Origin of the sequence: Pseudidiomarina indica (genome assembly GCF_900104245.1) — a bacterium.
Taxonomy (GTDB): Bacteria; Pseudomonadota; Gammaproteobacteria; order Enterobacterales; family Alteromonadaceae; genus Pseudidiomarina; species Pseudidiomarina indica.
In genome coordinates this window covers 1-21,890 of sequence record NZ_FMXN01000014.1, presented here as the reverse complement: position 1 = coordinate 21,890, position 21,890 = coordinate 1, and the positions used below count along the sequence as shown (strand labels likewise).

21 protein-coding genes are annotated in these 21,890 nt (G+C 48.2%); 14 read left to right on the top strand and 7 right to left on the bottom strand.

All coding sequences use genetic code 11. The features are described 5' to 3' along the window. The first annotated feature begins 19 nt into the window (after positions 1–19). Positions 20–367, top strand: coding sequence for a c-type cytochrome (locus BLP64_RS09685; protein WP_092593879.1), 348 nt, complete (start codon positions 20–22; stop codon positions 365–367). Between the two features lie 199 nt (positions 368–566). Further along, positions 567–3,191, top strand: coding sequence for a sensor domain-containing phosphodiesterase (locus BLP64_RS09680; protein ID WP_092593857.1), 2,625 nt, complete (start codon positions 567–569; stop codon positions 3,189–3,191). A 1-nt stretch (position 3,192) separates the two neighbouring features. On the opposite strand, the gene rep is transcribed toward BLP64_RS09680, so the two are convergent. Beyond that, positions 3,193–5,205 (bottom strand): DNA helicase Rep, encoded by a 2,013-nt coding sequence (rep, locus tag BLP64_RS09675; protein ID WP_092593856.1) that lies wholly within the window; start codon positions 5,203–5,205, stop codon positions 3,193–3,195. A 122-nt stretch (positions 5,206–5,327) separates the two neighbouring features. Here rep and ubiK point away from each other — a divergent pair, with 122 nt between their 5' ends. The 4 genes from ubiK to BLP64_RS09655 all read left to right on the top strand — a co-directional run bounded on the left by ubiK (position 5,328) and on the right by BLP64_RS09655 (position 9,629). Continuing rightward, a complete protein-coding gene (ubiK, locus tag BLP64_RS09670; protein ID WP_176754967.1) occupies positions 5,328–5,567 on the top strand; it encodes a ubiquinone biosynthesis accessory factor UbiK in 240 nt (79 codons plus the stop codon). Positions 5,568–5,869: 302 nt separating this feature from the next. After that, on the top strand, positions 5,870–6,610 hold the full coding sequence (locus tag BLP64_RS09665) for a ferredoxin--NADP reductase (protein WP_092593854.1): 741 nt from the start codon (positions 5,870–5,872) through the stop codon (positions 6,608–6,610). Positions 6,611–6,672: 62 nt separating this feature from the next. Further along, on the top strand, positions 6,673–7,968 hold the full coding sequence (locus BLP64_RS09660; RefSeq protein WP_092593853.1) for an NAD(P)/FAD-dependent oxidoreductase: 1,296 nt from the start codon (positions 6,673–6,675) through the stop codon (positions 7,966–7,968). Between the two features lie 119 nt (positions 7,969–8,087). Then, complete coding sequence (locus BLP64_RS09655) at positions 8,088–9,629, top strand: YifB family Mg chelatase-like AAA ATPase (protein WP_092593852.1); 1,542 nt, start codon at positions 8,088–8,090, stop codon at positions 9,627–9,629. 4 nt (positions 9,630–9,633) lie between these two features. Here BLP64_RS09655 and ltaE read toward each other — a convergent pair whose 3' ends face one another. Beyond that, a complete protein-coding gene (gene ltaE / locus BLP64_RS09650; RefSeq protein ID WP_092593878.1) occupies positions 9,634–10,635 on the bottom strand; it encodes a low-specificity L-threonine aldolase in 1,002 nt (333 codons plus the stop codon). A 2-nt stretch (positions 10,636–10,637) separates the two neighbouring features. Continuing rightward, complete coding sequence (locus tag BLP64_RS09645) at positions 10,638–11,261, bottom strand: hypothetical protein (RefSeq protein ID WP_092593851.1); 624 nt, start codon at positions 11,259–11,261, stop codon at positions 10,638–10,640. Positions 11,262–11,406: 145 nt separating this feature from the next. Here BLP64_RS09645 and BLP64_RS09640 point away from each other — a divergent pair, with 145 nt between their 5' ends. Beyond that, entirely contained in the window at positions 11,407–12,387 is a 981-nt protein-coding gene (locus BLP64_RS09640; RefSeq protein WP_092593850.1) for a PLP-dependent cysteine synthase family protein, read from the top strand. Continuing rightward, positions 12,380–13,543 carry a cystathionine gamma-synthase gene (locus tag BLP64_RS09635; RefSeq protein ID WP_092593849.1) on the top strand — a complete coding sequence of 388 codons (1,164 nt, stop codon included), beginning with the start codon at positions 12,380–12,382 and terminating at the stop codon, positions 13,541–13,543. The genes BLP64_RS09640 and BLP64_RS09635 overlap by 8 nt, the downstream gene beginning before the upstream one ends. Before the next feature lie 60 nt (positions 13,544–13,603). Here the strand turns inward: BLP64_RS09635 and BLP64_RS09630 are convergent, their stop codons facing one another. Next, the gene (locus tag BLP64_RS09630) at positions 13,604–14,539 is read right to left on the bottom strand and encodes a threonine/serine dehydratase family protein (protein WP_092593848.1); all 936 of its coding nucleotides are present in this window, start codon (positions 14,537–14,539) and stop codon (positions 13,604–13,606) included. A gap of 38 nt (positions 14,540–14,577) precedes the next feature. Between BLP64_RS09630 and BLP64_RS09625 the strand changes: the two genes are divergently transcribed. Further along, complete coding sequence (locus BLP64_RS09625) at positions 14,578–15,192, top strand: YjaG family protein (protein WP_092593847.1); 615 nt, start codon at positions 14,578–14,580, stop codon at positions 15,190–15,192. Here BLP64_RS09625 and BLP64_RS09620 read toward each other — a convergent pair whose 3' ends face one another. Continuing rightward, positions 15,193–15,495, bottom strand: a complete 303-nt coding sequence (locus BLP64_RS09620) for a DUF1145 domain-containing protein (RefSeq protein WP_092593846.1) — start codon at positions 15,493–15,495, stop codon at positions 15,193–15,195. A 19-nt stretch (positions 15,496–15,514) separates the two neighbouring features. Beyond that, the gene (rsmD, locus tag BLP64_RS09615; RefSeq protein WP_092593845.1) at positions 15,515–16,144 is read right to left on the bottom strand and encodes a 16S rRNA (guanine(966)-N(2))-methyltransferase RsmD; all 630 of its coding nucleotides are present in this window, start codon (positions 16,142–16,144) and stop codon (positions 15,515–15,517) included. Between the two features lie 87 nt (positions 16,145–16,231). Between rsmD and ftsY the strand changes: the two genes are divergently transcribed. The 4 genes from ftsY (at position 16,232) to rpoH (ending at position 19,969) form a co-directional block, all read left to right on the top strand. Next, positions 16,232–17,287: a signal recognition particle-docking protein FtsY gene (gene ftsY / locus BLP64_RS09610; RefSeq protein WP_092593844.1), complete on the top strand. Its 1,056-nt coding sequence runs from the start codon at positions 16,232–16,234 to the stop codon at positions 17,285–17,287. Further along, positions 17,284–17,955, top strand: a complete 672-nt coding sequence (gene ftsE, locus BLP64_RS09605; RefSeq protein ID WP_092593843.1) for a cell division ATP-binding protein FtsE — start codon at positions 17,284–17,286, stop codon at positions 17,953–17,955. The genes ftsY and ftsE overlap by 4 nt, the downstream gene beginning before the upstream one ends. A 3-nt stretch (positions 17,956–17,958) precedes the next feature. Beyond that, on the top strand, positions 17,959–18,939 hold the full coding sequence (gene ftsX / locus BLP64_RS09600; protein WP_092593842.1) for a permease-like cell division protein FtsX: 981 nt from the start codon (positions 17,959–17,961) through the stop codon (positions 18,937–18,939). 163 nt (positions 18,940–19,102) lie between these two features. Next, positions 19,103–19,969, top strand: a complete 867-nt coding sequence (gene rpoH / locus BLP64_RS09595) for an RNA polymerase sigma factor RpoH (RefSeq protein WP_092593841.1) — start codon at positions 19,103–19,105, stop codon at positions 19,967–19,969. A 1,116-nt stretch (positions 19,970–21,085) separates the two neighbouring features. On the opposite strand, the gene BLP64_RS09590 is transcribed toward rpoH, so the two are convergent. Further along, positions 21,086–21,397 (bottom strand): hypothetical protein, encoded by a 312-nt coding sequence (locus BLP64_RS09590; protein WP_092593840.1) that lies wholly within the window; start codon positions 21,395–21,397, stop codon positions 21,086–21,088. A gap of 186 nt (positions 21,398–21,583) precedes the next feature. Between BLP64_RS09590 and BLP64_RS09585 the strand changes: the two genes are divergently transcribed. Then, positions 21,584–21,890: ISAs1 family transposase (locus BLP64_RS09585; RefSeq protein ID WP_143001094.1), on the top strand; the 307-nt coding region annotated here is incomplete at its 3' end.

Here is a 21,890-nt window from a genome sequence, read left to right as displayed (position 1 = left end):
TGGCGGCGCAAGCGCTGCAATGCTGCCACAGCAATCTACTGAAGAAATTAAAGATCGAATTGCTCCCGTTGCCAAGGTTCGGGTAGCAGGTGCTAGTGAAACTGCTGCCAATACTGGTGCGGCAGGAGCACGCTCAGGCGATGCTATCTACAATCGCTATTGCTTAGCGTGTCATGCTGCGGGTGTACTGGGTGCGCCAAAATTGAATGACGCGGCCGATTGGGAACCACGTTTAGCGCAAGGAATGGACGTTGTTTTAAAACACGCGATTGATGGCTTCAATGCCATGCCACCGCGTGGAACTTGTATGGATTGCAGTGATGAAGAAATGCAAGCAGCAATCGATTACATGATTAGCGATTTGTAATTAACAGCGCTTAACTTCTTCAAAAATACATTAAAAAAACCGCTTCGGCGGTTTTTTAATGCTGTTTATTTGAACAGAGCTCTTTCCAACTGTCGTGATGATAGTTATACTCCTTGGTTGTTTTTACTAATTTTTTACATCCTTGAAGTGAAAACGCCGCCGCTCATACGCGGTGCTTGATAAGAATAACAAGCATAATATGCATCAATCCAATCAGACTGATAGACACCTTCGAGAAATTGCGCGATTGCGTAAGGCCGTGGTGCGCCTGCAAGATCTTGCCACTAAATACCGCCAATCTGAGGTGGTGCAGAAGGCGTTATTTAAAATTTCTGAATTGGCGTCATCGGTCACGGATATGCAGCAATTTTACCAATCCGTGCATAATATTATTGGTGATCTCATGGTCGCCAAAAACTTCTTTATCTGCCTGTATGACCAACGTGGCGATACCATTCAGTTTGTTTATTTTGTTGATGAATACGATGACATCCCTTCGCTCGAGTCCATTCCTGCTGAGCTTTTAGATAAAGGCTTAACCGGTTATGTCATGCGTAATGGAAAGCCCTTTCTTTACGATGAATCGGTATTTAAGCGGCTGTTAGAGAGTGGTGAAATTCTAGATTTAGGGGCAGCACCAGTGGACTGGTTAGGGGTCCCCTTGCTATCGGATAGTCGAGTAATTGGTGCCATGGTGGTGCAAAGTTACACCGAAGATGTGCGTTACTCCGAAGCAGAAAAAGAATTGTTGATGTTCGTTTCACAACATATCGTGAATGCGTTAGAACGTGTTCGCCAGCGTGAAATGATGCAGGCTGAAATTGACCACCAAACCGCTAAGCTACGACAAATCAACGATGATTTAAAATTAGAAATATCAGAACGTGAGCGGGCGCAGCAGCTCAGCTCTGTTTTATTTGCGATTTCTGAGGTCACCAACACCTCGGATTCAATGCAATCCTTCTATGCGCAACTTTATCAACACATTGGGCGCTTGATTAATAACGATAACTTTTTTGTGGCGTTATTAAATGACGAATGCACCCACCTGCATTTCCCTTATTATGTTGACACCTTCGACAGCAACATGCACAAGCAGCGGCCGTTAGGGCGAGGCATGACCGAATATGTCATTCGCACCAAACGCCCTGTATTTATCGATCAGCAGAAATATCGTGAACTGCTGGCAAGCGGTGATATTGAAGCCTCTACCAGTTACTACGGAACCCAGCCAACGCAATGGCTCGGTTCGCCGCTCGTGGTGGATGATGAAGTCATTGGCGTGTTATCGGTGCAAACCTACAGCGACAAAGTTCAATACAAACAAGACGATTTGGAATTATTGAACTTTGTTTCACAACACGTGGCGGTGGCCATTGAGCGTCGCCGTAACGCTGATGAAATTAAGCGAGTGAATATTTACCTCGAGCGGAAAGTTGCAGAGCGTACCGAAGAGTTAGTGAACGAAATTGAGCGGCGTAAGAAAATTGAAGAAAAGCTGTTTTATGATGCGCATCATGATGCTTTAACTGGCTTGCCGAATCGCTCCATGTTTACCGAGCGCTTGCAGCAAACATTGAAACACAAGCGCCGGTACCCACAACATAATTTTGCGGTTCTCTTTGTAGACCTTGATCGGTTTAAAGACATTAACGATACCTTAGGGCATTCCGCGGGTGATGAATTCTTGTTGGAAGCTAGCCGCCGTATTGGTGAGTGTATTCGTGAAAATGATACCGTCGCCCGTTTGGGGGGCGATGAATTTGTCATTTTACTTGAAATGATTCGTTCCATCGATGATGCCTGTGATATCGCCAATCGCATCATCGAGAAAATGCGTTTACCTTTTGTTTATGGTGAAACGGAACATTACTCCGGTGCCAGTATTGGCATTGCCGAGTGTCAGGCGCGTAATGACTCTGCAGAACGTTTGCTCCGCGATGCAGACGCAGCCATGTATCAAGCGAAAAGCATGGGGCGTGGGCGTTATGTGGTGTTTGACGAAAGCATTCACAAGGATTTAGTTGCTTCGCTGAACCGTGAAGCTGAGTTACGCCATGCCCAGTTTGATCAGGACTTTATTCTGCAACGAAATCAGCTACTTGCCATGGATGAGCAACACCCCATGGATGAGCAACACCCCATGGGTCAAGAGTTAGTGCTTCGATGGCAACGGGGCAATAGCCTGCTTCATCCCGATCGCTTTACTGTGATTGCGGATAAAGCCGGAATGACGACAGCGCTTGATCACTGGATGCTGACGCGGTGCTGTGAGTTATTGGCTGCCGATGCGAACGCTCTCCCTGTGCATGTGAGTATTTCGTCGAAGAACTTATTCAAATTATCCGATGTTAAGGCACTGCAAGAGATCATTGTTGCCGCCAACGTTGCTCCTGAACGAATTGTTTTTCAATTCAGTGAAATTGAGCTCCATGATCATTCGAAACGTCAATTGAGCTGTTTGCGCCAACTTGCTGACTTTGGTGTGGGTCTAACCCTCAATGAATTTGGACGGAGTGCTGGCGCGCTACAATATTTGATGAATTATCCATTCACCCACGTCAAACTGGATCCGCGTTTTGTTGCAAATATTGCCGTCAGTGAGCGGGCGCAAGTCATGGTTCGTCATGTTGTTCAGTTATGCCGAGATTTGAACATTCAAATTTTAGCGGCAGGCGTGAATAGCATTGAACAGCAGCAAGCGTTGCTGAATAATGGCGTACTTATGGGGCAAGGGAGCTACTTTGGTGAACCTGAACAGGTGCTCACGCCCTCTCAACAACATGCTGAACTTCCGTTATCGGTCAACGCTGAAGCGTTTTAAATTAAAACTTTAACGCGCGGCGTAGCAGCTCAATCCCTTGGCGTTTTGAGGCTTGCTGATTTTCTTCATTGGCCTGTTGTTGGTCTTCCCATTCGAGATCGTCTTGCGGTAACTCGTAGAGAAAACGACTGGGCTCGGGGCGGTTGACGTCACCGTATTGGCGTCGTTCCTTGGCCAGGGTAAAGATCAATGAGTGTTGGGCGCGCGTAATGCCTACATACGCCAAACGGCGTTCTTCCTCAACCATCCCATCATCAATGCTCGACTGGTGCGGAAGTAAGCCTTCTTCCATGCCGACCATAAACACATGAGGAAACTCGAGACCTTTGGATGCATGTAACGTCATGAGTTGCACTTGGTCGCCTTGCTCTTCCTCTTCTTGACGAGAAAGCATATCGCGTAAACACAATTTGGCGACCGCTTGTTCTAAATCTAGAGGCTCGTGTTCGGCATCACCCTTCACCATTTCAGTCACCCAACGCATGAGTTCGCTGATATTTTTCCAGCGCATTTCAGCGGCGCTTACGCTCGGACTGGTTTCATAAAGCCACTCTTCGTAACCAATCAATTTAATCAAATCAAACAACGCCGCGGTGATCTCATCGGGGTGCTCACAACGCCGTGCGCAACGTTGCATAAAGTCAACAAAGTAACTGATGGACTGATAAGAGCGAGTACCAATCCGCGTTTTTAAGGCGGGATGAGCCGCAGCTTCGAACAAGCTCAGATTCAACTCATGTGCCAGTTCGCCGACTTGTTCAACGGTTTGTGGTCCAATGCCTCGTTTCGGGGTGTTGATGATTCGAATCAAGGCCGTATCATCATTGGGGTTCACCAACAGGCGCAGATAAGCCATGATATCTTTTACTTCCGCTCGGGCGAAAAAACTTTGGCCTCCCGTCATGCGGTATGGAATGCGGTTCGCCATTAAAGCTTTTTCGAAAACGCGAGACTGGTGGTTGCCGCGGTATAAAATTGCAAAGTGATGATAGGGCGTTCGTTCTAAGAAACGCCGCCTGACTATTTCTGCCACTACCCGTTCAGCTTCATGCTCCTCGTTGCGGCCATAGATGACTCGTAACGGCACACCGTATTCCATTTCGGAAAACAGTTTTTTGTCGAACACGTGGGGATTATTCTCAATCAGAATGTTCGCTGCTTTCAGAATGCGGCCATGGGAACGGTAATTTTGCTCCAGCTTAATCACTTGCAACTGGGGAAAATCATTCTGTAGTAACGCAAGGTTTTGTGGTTGTGCGCCGCGCCAAGAATAGATGGACTGATCGTCGTCACCGACCACGGTAAAGTTAGCTTGCTCCCCAACAAGAAGGCGTACCAATTCATACTGACTGGTGTTGGTATCTTGGTATTCATCAACCAACAAGTAACGATACTTGTCCTGCCATCGAGCACGTACATCGGGGTTATTTTTTAATAAAAGCGTCGGCAATAAAATTAGATCATCAAAGTCGATGGCATTGCAGGCTTTCATATTTTGTTGATAACGACGATAAAACTCTGCAAATAGCTGCTCATCGGGTTGCTGGGCTTGCTGGAGTGCTTGCTCGGGACTCAGCATGGCGTTTTTCCATGTCCCGATTTGTTGCTGCAACAACTTCAGGATATTTTTATCGCCATCCAGCTCGGGTTCAGTGAGTGCTTTTAGCAGGGCGAACGAGTCTTGCTCATCAAACAATGAAAACCCGGACTTCATCTGTAACTGGCGGACTTCTTTGCGAATAATAGTGAGCCCAAGGGTGTGGAAGGTCGACACTGTTAAGCCTCGGGTGTACTGGCGCCCTAAGGTTTGCCCAACGCGCTCTTTCATTTCGCGCGCAGCTTTATTAGTAAAGGTGACCGCAGCAATGTGGCGGGCCGAGTAGCCACACCGTTGAATTAAATAAGCAATTTTCTCAGTAATCACCCGAGTTTTACCACTTCCAGCCCCCGCGAGCACGAGGACAGGGCCTCGAATGGCGTGTACTGCTTCTTTTTGACGTGGGTTGAGTGACATAACGACAAAGGCCTACGCGTGGGTGAATCGAATCTGCTCAGGATTTTAGCCTAAACTCCTGCTAAGCTAAACGTGAATCCGTTAGAATAGCTGTGATTGGCTAATAACTCTGAAATGGAATGATGATGGACCCTAAAAAAATTGAAGACATTGCTCGTCAAATTAACGACAGCATTCCGGCTGGTGTTAAAGACTTTGCGGGTCAGTTCGAGCAACGCGTGAAAACCATTTTACAGCAACAGCTGAGTAAACTGGATGTGGTGACTCGTGAAGAGCTGGATGTGCAGCAACAAATGCTGTTACGCCTGCGCCAGCGCGTTGAGCAACTGGAGCAGGAACTTGCACAGCTTAAACAAGAATAATCAGCTTTCTCGAGCCGAGCTCGGGCACTGCAGCCAAGTTGTAGCGGTGATAACGTCTATGGGGCTAGGTAACGAGGCTGGCCGCATTACCTTGCAGCGCACTCTTTAGTGCTTGACCTGCTTTTTTCTCAGCGGGACGTAAACCCTGAGTATTTTGCTTGGTTCCATGAAGAAGCTCAGTTTGAATAATGGTGTACACTGAGTTTAACAGCTACTCGTACAAAAAAGTATTGGGTGTGTAGCAAAGAATATTTTAAAGGCGTACCATTGCGCGACTTTCAAGGCAAGACAAGGAGATTCCAATGGCACAGTGGTTGAACGGTGAAGTCATTGAAAATTACGCTTGGAATCAGGAGTTGTTTAGTCTGAGGGTGCGCACCGAACCCTTTAATTTTATTGCTGGTCAGTTTGTCCGGTTAGGCTTAGAACATGACGACGGTCGAGTTCAACGAGCCTATTCGTTAGTGAATGGTCCTGAAGAACCCATTCTCGATTTTCTCGTGAATCGTGTTCACGATGGCTTGTTCTCACCGCTACTGCATCAATTGCAACCAGGGCAACGCATTGAAGTATCCCAGCCTGCCAGCGGTTTTTTTACCTTAAATGAAGTCCCTGATGGTGACAGCCTTTGGTTGATGGCTACAGGAACGGGCATTGGTCCTTACTTATCTATGCTAACAACCGCTGAGCCTTGGCAACGGTTTCAACGGATTCATTTGGTACATGCCGTACGTTATGGCGCTGATTTAGCCTATCAGCAACAAATTATGAACTGGGTGAAAGCTCATCCTAACCAATTAACTTATCAGCCCATTGTGAGTCGTGAAGACTATCCAGGCGCATTGCGCGGGCGAATTCCTCAATTAATTGAAAGCAACCAACTGCAAACAGCGGTAGGGGATGTGTTGACGCATCGTGCTCAGGTGATGCTATGCGGAAATCCAGAGATGATTCGCGATGCACGAGCCTTGCTGAATGAAATGGGATTACCGAAAAACCTACGTCGTAAACCGGGTAATGTTACCATCGAGCATTACTGGTAACGTATTGATTCGGTTTATTATTTAATCCAATTCCTATTGAATATTTGGATGAAAGGCAGAAAATGTCAGAGCATCAAATCGTGATTGTTGGTGGCGGTGCCGGTGGTTTAGAGCTTGCAAGCAAGTTAGGACGGAAGTTCAAATCCGATCCAGCCACCAAAATTACTCTTGTTGACCGAAATTTAACTCACGTTTGGAAACCTTTGTTGCATGAAGTTGCAGCAGGAGCACTCGACTCCGACATCGACGGGGTCGATTATCGGGTTCAGGCAGCTGCGTCTGGGTTTCGTTTTCAGCCGGGCGAGCTGATTGGACTTGATCGTGAACAACAAACCATTACTTTGGCTCCCATCTACGATAACCAAGGGGTTGAGGTCGTTGCCGCCCGTGAGCTCTATTATGATCAGCTCATTTTAGCCATTGGTTCGGTGACCAATGATTTCGGCACAGAAGGTGCTGCAGAGCACTGTTATTTTCTTGATAGTGTCAAGCAAGCAAAACGTTTCCATCATACCTTGATGAATACGTTTTTGGCTTCACAGGCTCAGCGTTATCCTAAGCCCTTACGGGTGGGGATTGTTGGTGCGGGAGCCACCGGTGTTGAATTAGCGGCTGAGCTACATAAGTCGGCTGAGCTCATTCGTGGGTACGGCTTCGATGACTTTGATCCGGCCAAGCTAGAAGTCATTCTGATTGAAGCAGGCCCTCGTATTTTACCTGCGCTAAAAGAACGCATTGCTGCCGCTGCTGCCCATGAGCTAACCAAATTAGGGGTGGATATTCGTACAGAAACTGCGGTGAAGAGTGTCTCTGCGGAAGGCTTCACCACACAATCAGGTGAATTCATTGAGGCGGCCATTAAAGTTTGGGCAGCTGGTGTTAGAGCGCCTGATTTTTTAGCAAATCTTGCCGGTTTAGAAACAGCTCGGGGGAATCAGTTGGTGGTGAATGACACCCTACAAACCACTGAAGACCCTAAAATATTCGCGATAGGAGATTGTGCTTCCTTTACCATGCCTGATGGGCGTCGTGTACCGCCCCGAGCGCAAGCTGCTCACCAAATGGCTGAATGCATTTATGATAACCTGCTACGAACGATGAAAGGCAAGCCAATGAAACCCTTTGTGTATAAAGACCATGGGTCGTTGGTGTCGCTCTCAAACTATAATGCGGTGGGAACCCTCATGGGGAATCTGGCGCGTGGGTCAATGATGATTGAAGGGAAAATCGCGCGTATTATGTATAAATCATTGTACCGAATGCATCAGGTCGCGGTTCACGGGTATTTCAAAACTTTCCTATACATGTTGGCACAAGTGATTAACCGTCGTTTACGTCCTCGCTTAAAGCTCCACTAAAGCTTTCTTACAGCACAGCGGATGCCTGAATCCGACATTTCCCAGTTCTACGAGGGGGCTTGATTTGTTATCGTCAAGCCATCGATTTTTTTGCACCCATGACCACCAAGGAGGGAGTGATGGCAAGCAAAACGGTCTCCATTGCAAGAGTTTATACCCGTGCCCAGTATGGGATAGATGCGCCATTGGTGTGTGTTGAAATTGCTTTGGCGAGCGGGCTTCCAGCATTTACGATTGTTGGATTACCACAAACCGGGGTTCGGGAAGCGCGTGACCGAGTACGGTCAGCCATCCTCGCGAGTGGCTTTGAGTTTCCCCGAGGCACCAAAATTACGGTGAACCTCGCACCGGCCGACCTTCCAAAGCATGGTGCTCGTTATGATTTAGCGATAGCCATCGGTATTATGGTTGCAGCGGGGCAGATTAATGAACGAGCCGTGGTGGGGCGTGAGTTCTATGGAGAGTTGACCTTAAATGGTGAATTACGAGATATCACCGGTGCGTTACCCGCGGTGATCCATTGCAGAGATGAAGGGAGGGAAGCGGTGATTCCGTTAGGGAATGCTGCAGAAGCTGCCTTGCTCTCAAAACAGCAATGTGTGGCGGCAGAAAGTCTGCGTGATGTTTTTGAGCACCTAACAAGCCCCACGCCCATCCCTTACCTGAAGCCCAGTACCGTTGAACCGCCACCGCCTGAAACGGGCGATATCGCTGATGTGATTGGACAAGAGCATGCCAAGCGTGCGTTACTATTAGCAGCCGCAGGAGGACATCACTTGCTCTTTGTGGGGCCACCGGGCACGGGAAAAACGATGTTGGCACAGCGTTTGTTGGGGCTGCTTCCCCCTTTATCTGAATCTGAAGGGCTTGAAGTTGCAGCAATTCGTTCCATTCATGGTGCCTTCAAACAAACGCACTGGCAACAGCGTGTGCTGCGCGCTCCCCATCATTCCTGTTCTGTGGCGGCACTGGTAGGAGGCAGTTCCCCTCCACAGCCGGGCGAAATTTCGTTGGCTCACCGCTCACTATTATTTCTTGATGAATTGCCGGAGTTTGCGCGCCATGTCCTGGATTCCCTTCGCGAGCCCCTTGAATCAAGGTGTGTGACTATTAGTCGAGCTGGGCATCAAATTACTTACCCTGCTCATTTCCAATTAGTGTGTGCGTTAAACCCATCTCCCTGTGGTTTTTTTGATGGCACGTTGGCTAGCGCCCGAGCCACCCCAGAACAGATCATTAAATACCTTGGCAAGTTATCGGGTCCTTTGCTTGATCGGATTGATATGCAAGTTGAAGTACTGCGTCAGCCCGATGTGTTGCAGCAACAACAACGGCGTACCGCCGAGCAACGGACCCCCGCATGGCGGCAAGCCGTGGTTGCGGCGCGACAGCGACAACTGGCACGTCAGGGTTGCCTGAATAGTGAGTTAGAACCTCAGCAGCTTCCTGAATGGTGTGAGCTCAGTAGCGCTGACCATGAATTTTTGGTGGCGGCCATCGAGCAGTTTCATTTATCTCATCGGGCGTATCATCGCTTACTACGGTTAGCTCGGACGATTGCGGACTTAGCAGAGCAAGAACATATCGGTCGAACGCATTTGGCCGAGGCGTTGAGTTATCGTGCGCTCGACCGTTTGTTACAGCAACTGCATGATTCGTGAAGTCTTAGAACAGTCGTGCCATTGCTTCCACCACGCGTGTCACGTCGGCGCTGCTAATATCAAGGTGGGTAACAAGGCGCATGCGCTGACTTTTCGCGGTTAAGATTCCTTGTTGAGCCAGTTGCTGGCTGACATGCTGCGCTTGCTCCGCACTGGCAAAGTTAACATACACCATGTTGGTTTGGGCTGGCTCCACATAAATCCCTTCAATTTGACTGAGGCCCTCAGCTAGCTGTAAGGCATTAGCATGGTCTTCCGCAAGTCGTGCAATATGGTGATCGAGCGCGTAATTCATTGCTGCTGCAATGACACCCGCTTGTCGCATACCACCGCCTAACATCTTCCGCCAACGATGGGCGCGTTGAATGAATGAGGTAGATCCTACCAGGATAGAACCAACGGGCGCGCCTAAACCTTTGGAGAAGCAAATGGAAACGCTATCAAAAGGAGCGCATAGCTCAGCGATTGAGGTATTGGTGGCAACACTGGCATTAAAGAGTCGGGCGCCATCGAGGTGTAGATTTAGTCCATGGCGATCGCACAGACGACGAGCGGCCAACATATAATTTTGTGGAATTATTTTGCCGGTGTGGGTGTTTTCAAGCGCTAACAAGCGTGTGATTGGGAAGTGAGGGTCGTCGGGTTTAACCCGGCGATCGACTAAATTCAAATCAAGGGTTCCATCGGCTTCAACTTCAAAGGGTTGCGGAACAATGCCTCCTAAAACAGCCGCACCGCCGGCTTCATAGCGATAGGTATGGTATTCCTGTCCAACAAGATACTCTTCGCCACGCTGGCAGTGGGCCAAAAGGGCGAGTAGGTTGGTCTGGGTTCCACTACTAGCAATCAATGCTGCTTCTTTCCCAGTGAGTTCGGCCACTCGCTCTTGGAGAGCAATGACACTGGGGTCATCCCCAAACACATCATCACCAACAGGTGCTGCTGCCATGGCGGCGCGCATGGCAGCAGTAGGTTGCGTGACGGTATCGCTACGCAAATCAATCATCATTAGCCTTTGTAACCCCAAGCTGGTGGTGGAACATCAATCGGCTGGCTCAGATCCACGTGGACTTCAAACAGACGACCCGGGCGCGATAATTGGTAGCTCATGGTGTGCTCATCGACAAAGCGAATGGTCCACGTGTTGGTTGTGGAAACTTCCAAACCATTTTCAATGAATAATGCTTTACTCGCTTCATCCACTGGGAACGCTTGAACACTTGCCTCGCCTGCTGCGATGGTTTGCCCGCCGTACGGAGAAACGGCATCTGGGGTACCATCTTCTTGTAAATGATAATGTTGAAAATCAATGTAGCCGGCGTGCTGGGTGAGAACCCAAGTGCGCGAGCGGTCATCGCCTACGTGAAGTGGCATACGGACGACATTTTCTTCACAATCGCGAATATGAACAACAAGCGGGAAGTCCCATGCAGGGCTGGGTTGGTTGTCAGCAACAATTTTAGCTGGGAATGCTTGGCCACAATAAGGTTTGAAGGCATCCATAAACGCCGTTTGCGCCGACAGGTGACCTGTTTGAGGTTGTTCTGCGGGCTGACACGCGGCCAAGACTGAAAGACTAACTGCGGCGAGTAATGACGGGCGAATCATTGCCGTGAGGTTAAACTGACTCATTTTGTGGGTTTCCTTGTTATTTGTTATTCCAAAATGGACTGATACTTTGCCATAGGTAACTTTGCTATGAAACCGCTCATCGTGCGATAATGCCAGCCAACGAGCCCATTTATTTCTAGACTAGACTGTAACGGATACCACGATCATGCAGGTTTATCAAAATGTATTAGCAATGATTGGCAACACGCCAATGGTGAAAATCTCTTCTATCGACACAGGGCCTTGTGAGCTGTACATCAAATTAGAGATGATGAATCCCGGTGGTTCGATTAAAGATCGTATTGCTGTGAGCATGATCGAAGCAGCAGAACAGTCAGGTGCTTTGAAACCAGGCATGACCATTATTGAAGCAACCGCAGGTAACACTGGCTTAGGTCTCGCATTGGTGGCAGCGAGTAAAGGTTACCCGCTAAAAATTGTGATGCCTGACAAAATGTCGGCGGAAAAAGTGAATAACTTGAGAGCCATGGGGGCCGAAGTGATTCAGACACGCTCCGACGTGCAAAAAGGTCATCCTGAATATTATCAAGATATGGCAGAGCGGCTAGCTGAGGAACACGACTACTTCTACGTCAACCAATTTTCCAACCCAGCCAACGTTGCGGCGCATTATCAAACAACCGGCCCTGAAATTTGGCAACAGATGGAAGGTCAATTGGATGCTTTTGTGTGTGGCGTCGGATCGGGTGGAACGCTCACCGGAATTGGCCGCTATTTGCGGGAACAAAATCCGGCCATCGATTTGGTGCTCGCGGACCCTCAAGGTTCGATTCTGGAGCCCCTCATTAATCGCAACGAAACGGTTGAAGCGGGAAGTTGGTTAGTTGAAGGCATTGGGGAAGACTTTATCCCATCTATTTGTGAGATTGAGTTAGCGAACCGTGCATACGCGATCAGTGACAAAGAAGCGTTTTTAACAGCGCGCGAATTGTTGGTGAAAGAAGGCATTATGGTTGGCTCGTCAAGCGGTACCTTATTGGCTGCTGCGTTACGCTATTGTCGAGAGCAAACAACCCCGAAACGCGTGGTGACACTGGCTTGTGATACCGGCAATCGCTATTTATCAAAATTATATAATGATGAGTGGATGACGGCTCATCATTTACTGGAGAATGATCATGGCTGATGCAAAGAAATTAAAATTCGCAACCTTAGCGATCCATGGTGGGCAATCGCCTGAACCAGCCACTGGGGCGGTGATGCCACCAATTTTTACCAGTTCAACTTATATCCAAGAAAGCCCTGGGGTGCACCAAGGGTTTGAATACTCGCGGTCTCAAAACCCAACGCGATTTGCGTGGGAGCGAGCGGTCGCAAGTTTGGAAAACGGACAGCAAGGGTTCGCCTTTGCATCCGGAATGGCGGCAACCTCAACCATTATGGAGTTATTGGATTCTGGTGATCATGTGATTGCCATGGATGACCTCTATGGGGGAACGTTCCGTCTATTTGACAAAGTTCGCCAGCGTTCAGCTGGATTAACGTTCTCGTACGTGGATATGACCGATGTTGATGCGGTCGCTGCTGCAATCACTCCTGCTACGCGAATGATTTGGGTTGAAACTCCTAGTAACCCGATGCTGAAGTTAGTCGATATTGAGGCCATCTGCTCGGTAGCACGCCAGCATGACATCTTAGTGGTCGTGGATAATACGTTTGCAACGCCTTATAACCAACGGCCACTTGAGCAAGGTGCTGACATTGTTATGCACTCAGCGACCAAGTACCTCAACGGTCACTCAGATATGGTCGGGGGCATTGCAGTTGTTGGTGATAACCCTGAATTGATTGAGAAAATGAAGTTCTTGCAGAACTCGATTGGCGCAGTCGCTGGGCCGTTTGACAGTTACTTGGCGTTACGTGGGGTTAAAACCTTGGCGTTACGGATGCGTCATCATAATGCTGCTGCCCTTGAGCTGGCACAATGGTTAGAACAGCATCCACAGGTTGAAAAGGTCATTTACCCTGGCTTAGCAAGCCACCCGCAGCATGAGTTAGCGAAACGTCAAATGAGCGGTTTCGGGGGCATGATCTCGATCTTGTTGAAAGGGGATTTAGAGAAAGCCCGTCGTTTCCTTGAAACGGTCGAAATTTTTGCGCTTGCAGAAAGTCTAGGTGGGGTGGAAAGCCTCATTGAACACCCTGCGATTATGACTCACGCGTCCATTCCAAAAGAAACCCGTGAAAAACTCGGTATTTGGGATAATTTCGTGCGGATTTCAGTGGGAATTGAAGATTTGGACGATTTAAAGGCAGATCTTGATCGCGCATTGAACGCATAAAAGCGACGTTTAAATGACGAATGAAGGCCGATACTGAACACTCAGTATCGGCTTTTTTCATTATGATTCAAGCGGTAAGCAGTTGCCGCCGCTGATAATGACGCCAATCCGTTGGTCTTTAAAGAGTTTGGGATAACGTTGAATGGCAGCAATGACAGTTGCTGACGAAGGCTCGATGAGTTGCTCGGTTAAGCGAAAGATTAATTGTTGGGCGGCTAAGGCCTCTGCATCCGAAACCAGCAAAATATCATCGACGTGCTGCTGAATGAGCGGGAAGGTGTGGTCCCCTAAACTGGTGAGTAAGCCATCACAGATGCTTAATGGAGGCATCGCGGGTTGACGTTTCCCAGTGCGGAATGACGCTTGACCATCGGCGGCCAGTTCGGGTTCGACCCCATAGACTTTGGGGACTCCCATGGCTTTGGCAGCGATTGCTGTTCCACTCAGTAATCCACCGCCACCTAAGGGAGCAATCAGGCAATCTAACTGAGGTTGTTCCAGCAACAGTTCATGAGCTGCAGTGCCTTGTCCTGCAATAATATGAGGATGATCGTAAGGGGGAATAATAACCCGGCCCATGGGGCGTTGCTGTTCAATGAAGGCTTCACGTGCTGCCATGCCTGGTGCTATCGGAATAAGCTCGGCGCCATAACGTTCCATATTGGCGCGTTTCACGGAGGATGCATTTTCTGCAATTCCAACCCGCACTGGAATTTTTAGCTGTTGCCCGGCTGCGGCTAATGCAGCGCCGTGATTTCCTGATGAAACCGTGACCACACCTTGTGACCGTTCGGCTTCGGTCAATTGCAAAAGAGCGTGGCAGGCCCCGCGATATTTAAAGGCGTGGGTGTGTTGTAAGTGCTCGCATTTCAACCAGACATGAGCGCCCAATGCTTCATTTAATTTTAAGCTGACTAAAACGGTGGTGCGACGGACCATGGGGGCGATGAGAGTCGCGGCTTGTTGAATATGAGAATAGTCGAGTTGTTGATTCATAATGCGTATACTACCCAAAAATAACCGCTGGGGACGTTATGGTTTTGAATACATTTGAGCGCATGCGAGCACTTCCTTTTGCTTATCAGGCTGTTATGGCTCTGTACTTATGCCAACGGATGATGCCGAACTACGAGTTATTTCACCATGTTACTGGGTTCGGTGACCCAAAGCCACTGCAAGGCGCACTCAATGCATGCTGGGATTGGGCGTGGCAAGGGGGTGCGGTTAAAGTGAATTTTGCCCGCTGGCAAGAGAAGGTCGATGACGTGACCCCCAGCGAATATGGGCATGATTTATTAGGTGTTTACCCAGCCATGGATGCGTGCACAGCACTCAGTACTATGCTTCAAGGGTTCATGGACAATAACTCAGCCGACCTCGTCAGTGTGGCGAAAGTATCGCAGGCCAGTGTGGCCAAGTTCTTAGAGTTGTCGGAAGGCGCCGACATGAGCGCAGTAGAGCGTAAGCAACTGCTGCAAGAGCATGAGTTGGTTCACTATGAAATTGAAGTGCAGCAAGCCTTACTCAACTATTTAGAGGCGGTTGCTAGCGAGCAACCGCACCCGACTCAACAATTGGTGACCCAAGTCCGCGAAATGGTGGCGGATGAGGGCATTTCGAACATCGGCGTGAGTTTGGCAGAGGACTAATTAGTCCTCTGAGGTAGTTGTTGCTTGGCTAGCGATTCGTTGGGGTTGGGCGCGCATAATGGCCATCCAACCCACCACACCAAAAAAGATCACTTGCCAATAGTCTCCGCCGCGCCATTGTAAATGGGGCTTATAAACGGTGACAAACATCAACAGTTGAATGGCGTGCAAGATCACCAAAATAGCTGTCAGTAAAAGGAAAAATGCAAACCATTTGCCTGGAAAAGGCGCAACGATATTGGCGGCCAACACCCCCCAAATAATGGCAAATATGACACGCCCCAACCAAACCGCAATACCCATGATTTCTTTCCTTACTCAGTTACTCGTGAATGGAATAAAGCCGATAGGCCACTTGGCCAGCAAACTTTTCGCGGTGCAGCTGCCAGTGCGCAGGCACGGATGGTGTGAGTTCCACTTCTGTTTCCACATACACCCAACTGGTTGGTTTTAGCCAGCCGCGAGTAGCGAGTAGCGTGATTGCTTGTTCAACCAGTCCCATCCCAAAAGGTGGATCAATAAAGACAATATCATAGGGCTGAACCATCTCTTGCTGGAGAAAATGAATCGCATCAGTGCGATGTACCTGAGCGACTCCATTGGTGACAGCGGAGAGCTGCTGTGCATGCTGCGCTAATACACGAGCGGCTGGAGCGTCTTTTTCAATCAGCGTGACCTGTACCGCACCGCGCGATAACGCTTCAAAAGCTAAGGCTCCGCTGCCAGCAAATAAATCCAAGCAGCGTGTATCGGCAATTTCAAACTGCAACCAGTTAAAGACCGTTTCACGCACCCGATCAGGTGTTGGGCGTAATCCCGGAACATCGGCCACACTGAGCTTACGGCCCCGTAATTGCCCACCAATAATTCGCACCATTCCTTCAGGGCGTTGAGGCGCCTTTGGTGAATGGGCCGAACGCGTTCTTTTCTGCTTGTGTGAGCTTCGCGGCATGCTAAAGTAAGCCTTCTTTGTATCGACGTGATAAACTGTGCCGCATTGTAAACCGAGCAGCAGTGAACTTCCAAAGGTAAAGCAGGTATGGCCAAAGGATCTTTTTTCTCGTTATTCCGTAAAAATAACACGAGCGCAGCAACTACGGACACGTCGCCCTCTGTTACCCCCGTTGACGAACAGCCTGAAACGCAAGCAAAACCAAGCTTATGGCATCGACTAACCGCTGGATTGCGGAAAACGTCATCAGCGATCGGTGACGGTTTGTGGGGGATCTTTAAGGATAAAAAAATTGACGATGAGCTTTTTGAAGAGCTCGAAACGCAATTGTTAACAGCCGACATCGGTGTTCCTACCACTATGAAAATTGTGGAGCGGTTAACTGAACAAGCCAGTCGCAAACAATTAAAAGACGCCGAGGTGTTGTATCAGTTGCTCCAAGAGGATTTAACGGCCATCTTGGCACCTGTGGCACAGCCGCTAACGCTGCCAGAACAGCAAGATGGACCCTTTGTGATTCTCATGGTGGGCGTCAATGGCGTAGGTAAAACCACCACTATTGGCAAGCTGGCACAGCAATTTAAGCAGCAAGGGAAGTCCGTGATGCTCGCAGCGGGTGACACCTTCCGTGCGGCGGCGGTGGAGCAACTGCAAGTGTGGGGCCAACGCAATGATATTCCGGTGATTGCCCAGCATACTGGTGCCGATAGCGCTTCAGTCATCTACGATGCGGTAGAAGCTGCTAAAGCTCGAAATATTGACGTGCTGATCGCAGACACCGCTGGCCGCTTACAGAATAAGTCACATTTAATGGATGAGTTGAAAAAAGTAGTGCGCGTGATCCAAAAGTTAGACGCCAATGCACCGCATGAAGTGATGCTCACCCTTGATGCTGGAACTGGCCAAAACGCCATCAGCCAAGCGAAGTTGTTTGCCGAAGCCGTCGGTGTGAGCGGGATTACCCTCACCAAATTGGATGGTACGGCGAAAGGTGGTGTTATTTTTGCGATTGCGGATCAATTTAAAATTCCAATCCGGTATATTGGGGTGGGGGAAGGCATTGATGATCTGCGACCGTTCCAAGCTCAAGAATTCGTCGATGCGTTATTTCAACGAGAACTAAAAGAGACCCAATCGGTATGATTAAGTTTGAGCAAGTGAGCAAAACCTATCCAGGAGGCTTTCAAGCGTTAAACCAGGTGAGTTTTCACTTGGAGCCAGGGGAAATGGCATTTTTAACCGGGCACTCTGGAGCAGGTAAGAGCACCTTGCTGAAACTGATTAGCATGATGGAGCGCCCTAGTTCGGGCCGGGTGTTGATTAATGGCCACGATTTGAAGCGGATTAGTAATCGCCAAATTCCTTATGTGCGCCGCGATATTGGCATGATTTTTCAAGACCATCGGCTGTTAATGGATAAAACCGTTTTAGATAATGTCGCGCTGCCGCTGTTAATTGAAGGCTACAGTATGCAAGAAGCTCGTAAACGAGTTTCGGCAGCCCTCGAAAAAGTTGGCTTAGGCGATAAGCTGCGCCATTACCCCATGATGCTTTCCGGTGGGGAACAACAGCGGGTGGGAATTGCCCGCGCCATTGTGAATAAGCCACCCCTGCTATTAGCGGATGAGCCAACGGGGAACCTCGATCCAAAACTCTCAATGGAAATCATTCGGTTATTTGAAGAGTTTAATCGGGTTGGGGTGTCCGTCCTGATAGCAACCCATGATTTAGGCCTGATTGCTCGCCTGCGCTATCGCACCTTGACGCTCAAAGAGGGGCGCATGATAAATGATGGTTTACAGGAGGGGTAGGCCATGAGTTTATTGTTTCGCTCACGTCAGCAAGGCGCACAACAAGTAAAAATTTCAGGCTTTCGTCGTTTTGTCATGTTTTGGGTGCATAATCTCCAGCAAGCTGTAGCGAGTCTTGGAGAATTAGCCCGTTACCCCTTTGCCAGCTTGATGACGATGGCGGTGCTAGGACTAAGTTTGACACTGCCTGCGACACTCTATGTGGTGGTCAAAAATACCGAGGCAGTGGGGGCGTCCTGGCAACATGCCTCCGAAATGACGCTATTTTTGCGGAAAGAATTGAGTCAGCAGGAAATCTCAACCTTGCATAAACGCTTAAGCTTATCGAACGATATTGAATCGGTACGATGGATTGATAAAGACGAAGCGTTAGCAGAATTTCGCGTGCATTCGGGGTTTGGTGATGCGCTAAAAGGTCTTGCCCAAAACCCGCTCCCTGATGTGTTGGTGGTGTTACCTGCCGCCCATAAACGCAGTGCAGGGCAGGCGCAGCAATTAGCACAACAGCTACGGCAAGAACGAGAAGTGGAACAAGTTCGGCTTGATTTAGATTGGTTACAGCGGCTGGAAGCGCTCATCAATTTGGTTCGAGATGGCTTATTGGCGTTAGCACTCCTACTGTGTTTGTCGGTGGTGCTGATTGTCGGGAACACAATTCGCCTGAATATTCTCAGTAAACGAGAGGAGATTATGGTGATGAAGTTGGTCGGGGCAACCGACGGCTTTATTCAGCGCCCTTTCCTTTATACGGGGGTATGGTACGGCGTGGTGGGTGGCTTGATCGCGTGGATCGCCACTTGGATAATGATGGCGTGGATTGCTGGCGCTGTTGCTCAAATTAGTGAATTGTATGAGAGTCAGTTTTCTCTGGTGGGATTAACCGGCCAAGAAATGATGATTCTGTGGTTGTTGGCAATAGGACTAGGGCTGCTGGGCTCGTACTTGGCAGTTCGAAAACATGTCAAAGAGGTTGAACCTCAATAAATCGTCCCTATATCTAAGGGGTAGATGGTTAAATACTATCCCTAAGTAGTCATTGTCAGCAGCGTCAAATTTGCTAAAATGAGGGAACTTTCAGGCGGAATTTTTGTCTGAATCAGTGTCTGGATAATTATATGCAGACCCTAAGTAAAGAGGATGTTGTTGCATGAGCTCTGAAATTTCTAGTATGGCATTAGCTGTTCCTCTATCGAGTGGTAGCATAGAAGCCTATGTTGCGACTGTGAACCGTATTCCAATGCTTTCTGCAGAGGAAGAAGTCGAATTGGCAACACGCTTACAAGAACAGGACGACCTTGATGCTGCGCGTCAGCTTATCATGTCGCACCTGCGCTTTGTCGTACATGTTGCCCGCAGTTATTCAGGCTATGGCTTACCTCAAGCAGACTTAATCCAAGAAGGCAATATTGGCCTGATGAAGGCAGTGCGTCGCTTCGACCCAACGGTAGGAGTGCGCTTAGTTTCATTTGCTGTGCATTGGATTAAAGCTGAAATTCACGAGTATGTGCTGAAAAATTGGCGGATGGTCAAAGTTGCGACCACCAAGGCTCAGCGCAAACTGTTCTTCAACCTTCGTAAGATGAAAAAACGTTTAGGTTGGTTTACTCCAGAAGAAGTCAATACGGTGGCGACTGAGTTAGGCGTCAGCACCAAAGATGTGTTGGAAATGGAAGCGCGCATGAGCGCGTATGACCAAGCGTTTGAGCTCAGTTCAGATGACGACGATGCTCGCGAAGGTCACACCTTCTCACCGGCACAGTATTTAGAAGATAAACGTTCCGATGTGGCAGAAGAAGTTGAAAATGAGCAATGGGAAAACCATACCCAACAACGCTTGTTGTCAGCGATTAAAACATTGGATGAACGCAGCCAAGACATTGTGCGGGCACGTTGGTTAGACGAAGATAATAAGCTAACCTTGCAAGAATTAGCCGATCGCTATCAAGTGTCGGCAGAACGCGTGCGCCAACTTGAAGCAAACGCGATTAAAAAATTACGTTCAGCGATGATGTAAACTACGTTGCTTGAATGAATTCAAAAGCCCCTGCATGCAGGGGCTTTTTTCATGGGCATGTCGCTGCTGTACTCCGCGATACTGCTGTCGATTCGACTTGGTGTGTGCTTTTGCGTGAGTATGTGCAGAGCCAAGTTACCCCTGAATAGAACCGCTGCGCGGTTCCCGCTTGTATCCCCGCCCGATTGGGCGAGGGTTTACGCGGATTTTGCTAATGACTGAGATTTTCGACGTCTCATTGCTCCGACTTTTCGGGAGGATTACACATGAGAGTGTTCAAAACTCTTCAAAATTTTCTTTTTGAATTGAATAAGGAAACGATGACTTAATATGATCCACGAGAGACGTATGCAAAAGTTTTAAGTCACATTCCTTACAATCAAAAAAGGAAATAACAAATCTTTTTTCGTCCATTAAATTGTTAATTTTGATTACTCGGTTTCCATTAGTATCTGTGAACTCTATTAATATGGGGTTTTTACCTGTTGGATAGCTGCGAGAGCTATCACTAACGCTTAAGCCATGCTTGTTAGCGAACTCAAATAGAGAAGCTCGAAAAAAATCAAATTTATCTTCTTCTAACAAGAAGCCGCTGCAACGCCTATTCTTTCAGCTAATTTCAGAGCTTCTGCTTTAAATTCTTGCGTGTGGACTTTGCGTGTTTTATTTGCTTTCATGATTCACCTCGTTAAGTGATTTTACTCACTTAGCGAGGTGTCCAAAAGTACTGGTGCGGATCAGTATATGGAAAAGATGAATTAACAATCTTGTAAATTTCTCTTCAAATATGATAGAACTTTATAAAAAAATGGGATTCCGATTATTCCAATACCTATATACAACCAAATACTATAGGTATTATCGTAACCATTTGAATATAGAATCCAGCACCCTACGAATATAATAAAATAGCTCAATGATACATATATATCCAAGTAGGGCACTTCTCGCCGCAGTAATTTGATTTTAGGTAGTAGAAAATAAGCAGCAAAAAAAATAATCGCTCCTATAATCCCAAGCCACCATTGGCCTCTTAGTACCAACACTATCGGTAGCCCAAAAGATACTAAATAACAAGAAATGACTCTGTCTGCTTCTGTTCTCATAACTTCTATCCTATAAGCACTTGAAGGGGATATCACATGCTACTGTTACAGCTGTGTTTAGGTGACCAACATTCTCTATCGTCTGTTGCAAAGGCGTTGCTCCTGGGAAAAAGAAATCATCTACCGGCCTCATCGCTTTTCCTAGTGGGCCTGTGGTAGCTCCGATTATGTTTTGCAGTGAAGGATCTAGCACCGCGGCACTACCTAAAATTAACCAGCCAGCGAAGACGGTACCTCCTGTACCAAGTGTTGCAAGACCAGTTCCTAAATAACCAAGAGCTGTAGCTGCTTCTTCTTTTGTAGTCTCTATATAATCCGACATATTCGTACCCGTCTGACGCGCAAGGTAATCCGAACCAAAGTTTTTAGCATGTACCTGAGGATCAGCCCAGTACCACTCAGGGCGAGATCGTGAACGTTTTTTAACCAGCTGAAGACCCGAACAAACGATCGGTTTGACGATCTGAATTACCTGTGATCATATACTCCCTTTTTCGGGAGATAACTCATGTACATCGAAGCCTTCACTAGTCACTTTGGCGCATTAACAGACGCACGTCAATCAGCAAAGGTCACCTATCCGTTTGAGGATATCTTGTTTATTACGCTGTGTGCTGTCACGGCTGGAGCCGAGGGCTGGAGTGACATTCGGATGTATGCTGAAGGTCATCGAACATGGTTCGAGAAGCACGGTTTTTTGCAACACGGTATTCCTGTCGATGACACAATCGCTCGCACCATCTCCCGCATTGACCCCGAGCAGTTTCGACTTTGTTTTGTCGGTTGGATGCAAAGCATTCATGAGGCCAGCCAAG

Excerpts from the sequence above, each read along its gene's own strand:
- BLP64_RS09625 (WP_092593847.1), top strand. The coding sequence starts at position 14,578 with ATGGTTTTGAATACATTTGAGCGCATGCGAGCACTTCCTTTTGCTTAT.
- BLP64_RS09655 (WP_092593852.1), top strand. The coding sequence starts at position 8,088 with ATGGCAAGCAAAACGGTCTCCATTGCAAGAGTTTATACCCGTGCCCAG.
- ltaE (WP_092593878.1), bottom strand. The coding sequence starts at position 10,635 with ATGATTGATTTGCGTAGCGATACCGTCACGCAACCTACTGCTGCCATG.
- rpoH (WP_092593841.1), top strand. The coding sequence starts at position 19,103 with ATGAGCTCTGAAATTTCTAGTATGGCATTAGCTGTTCCTCTATCGAGT.
- BLP64_RS09640 (WP_092593850.1), top strand. The coding sequence starts at position 11,407 with ATGCAGGTTTATCAAAATGTATTAGCAATGATTGGCAACACGCCAATG.
- ubiK (WP_176754967.1), top strand. The coding sequence starts at position 5,328 with ATGATGGACCCTAAAAAAATTGAAGACATTGCTCGTCAAATTAACGAC.
- BLP64_RS09685 (WP_092593879.1), top strand. The coding sequence starts at position 20 with ATGCTGCCACAGCAATCTACTGAAGAAATTAAAGATCGAATTGCTCCC.
- BLP64_RS09665 (WP_092593854.1), top strand. The coding sequence starts at position 5,870 with ATGGCACAGTGGTTGAACGGTGAAGTCATTGAAAATTACGCTTGGAAT.
- BLP64_RS09635 (WP_092593849.1), top strand. The coding sequence starts at position 12,380 with ATGGCTGATGCAAAGAAATTAAAATTCGCAACCTTAGCGATCCATGGT.
- ftsE (WP_092593843.1), top strand. The coding sequence starts at position 17,284 with ATGATTAAGTTTGAGCAAGTGAGCAAAACCTATCCAGGAGGCTTTCAA.
- BLP64_RS09590 (WP_092593840.1), bottom strand. The coding sequence starts at position 21,397 with ATGTCGGATTATATAGAGACTACAAAAGAAGAAGCAGCTACAGCTCTT.
- BLP64_RS09680 (WP_092593857.1), top strand. The coding sequence starts at position 567 with ATGCATCAATCCAATCAGACTGATAGACACCTTCGAGAAATTGCGCGA.
- BLP64_RS09660 (WP_092593853.1), top strand. The coding sequence starts at position 6,673 with ATGTCAGAGCATCAAATCGTGATTGTTGGTGGCGGTGCCGGTGGTTTA.
- rsmD (WP_092593845.1), bottom strand. The coding sequence starts at position 16,144 with ATGCCGCGAAGCTCACACAAGCAGAAAAGAACGCGTTCGGCCCATTCA.
- BLP64_RS09645 (WP_092593851.1), bottom strand. The coding sequence starts at position 11,261 with ATGAGTCAGTTTAACCTCACGGCAATGATTCGCCCGTCATTACTCGCC.
- rep (WP_092593856.1), bottom strand. The coding sequence starts at position 5,205 with ATGTCACTCAACCCACGTCAAAAAGAAGCAGTACACGCCATTCGAGGC.
- BLP64_RS09620 (WP_092593846.1), bottom strand. The coding sequence starts at position 15,495 with ATGGGTATTGCGGTTTGGTTGGGGCGTGTCATATTTGCCATTATTTGG.
- BLP64_RS09630 (WP_092593848.1), bottom strand. The coding sequence starts at position 14,539 with ATGAATCAACAACTCGACTATTCTCATATTCAACAAGCCGCGACTCTC.
- ftsX (WP_092593842.1), top strand. The coding sequence starts at position 17,959 with ATGAGTTTATTGTTTCGCTCACGTCAGCAAGGCGCACAACAAGTAAAA.
- ftsY (WP_092593844.1), top strand. The coding sequence starts at position 16,232 with ATGGCCAAAGGATCTTTTTTCTCGTTATTCCGTAAAAATAACACGAGC.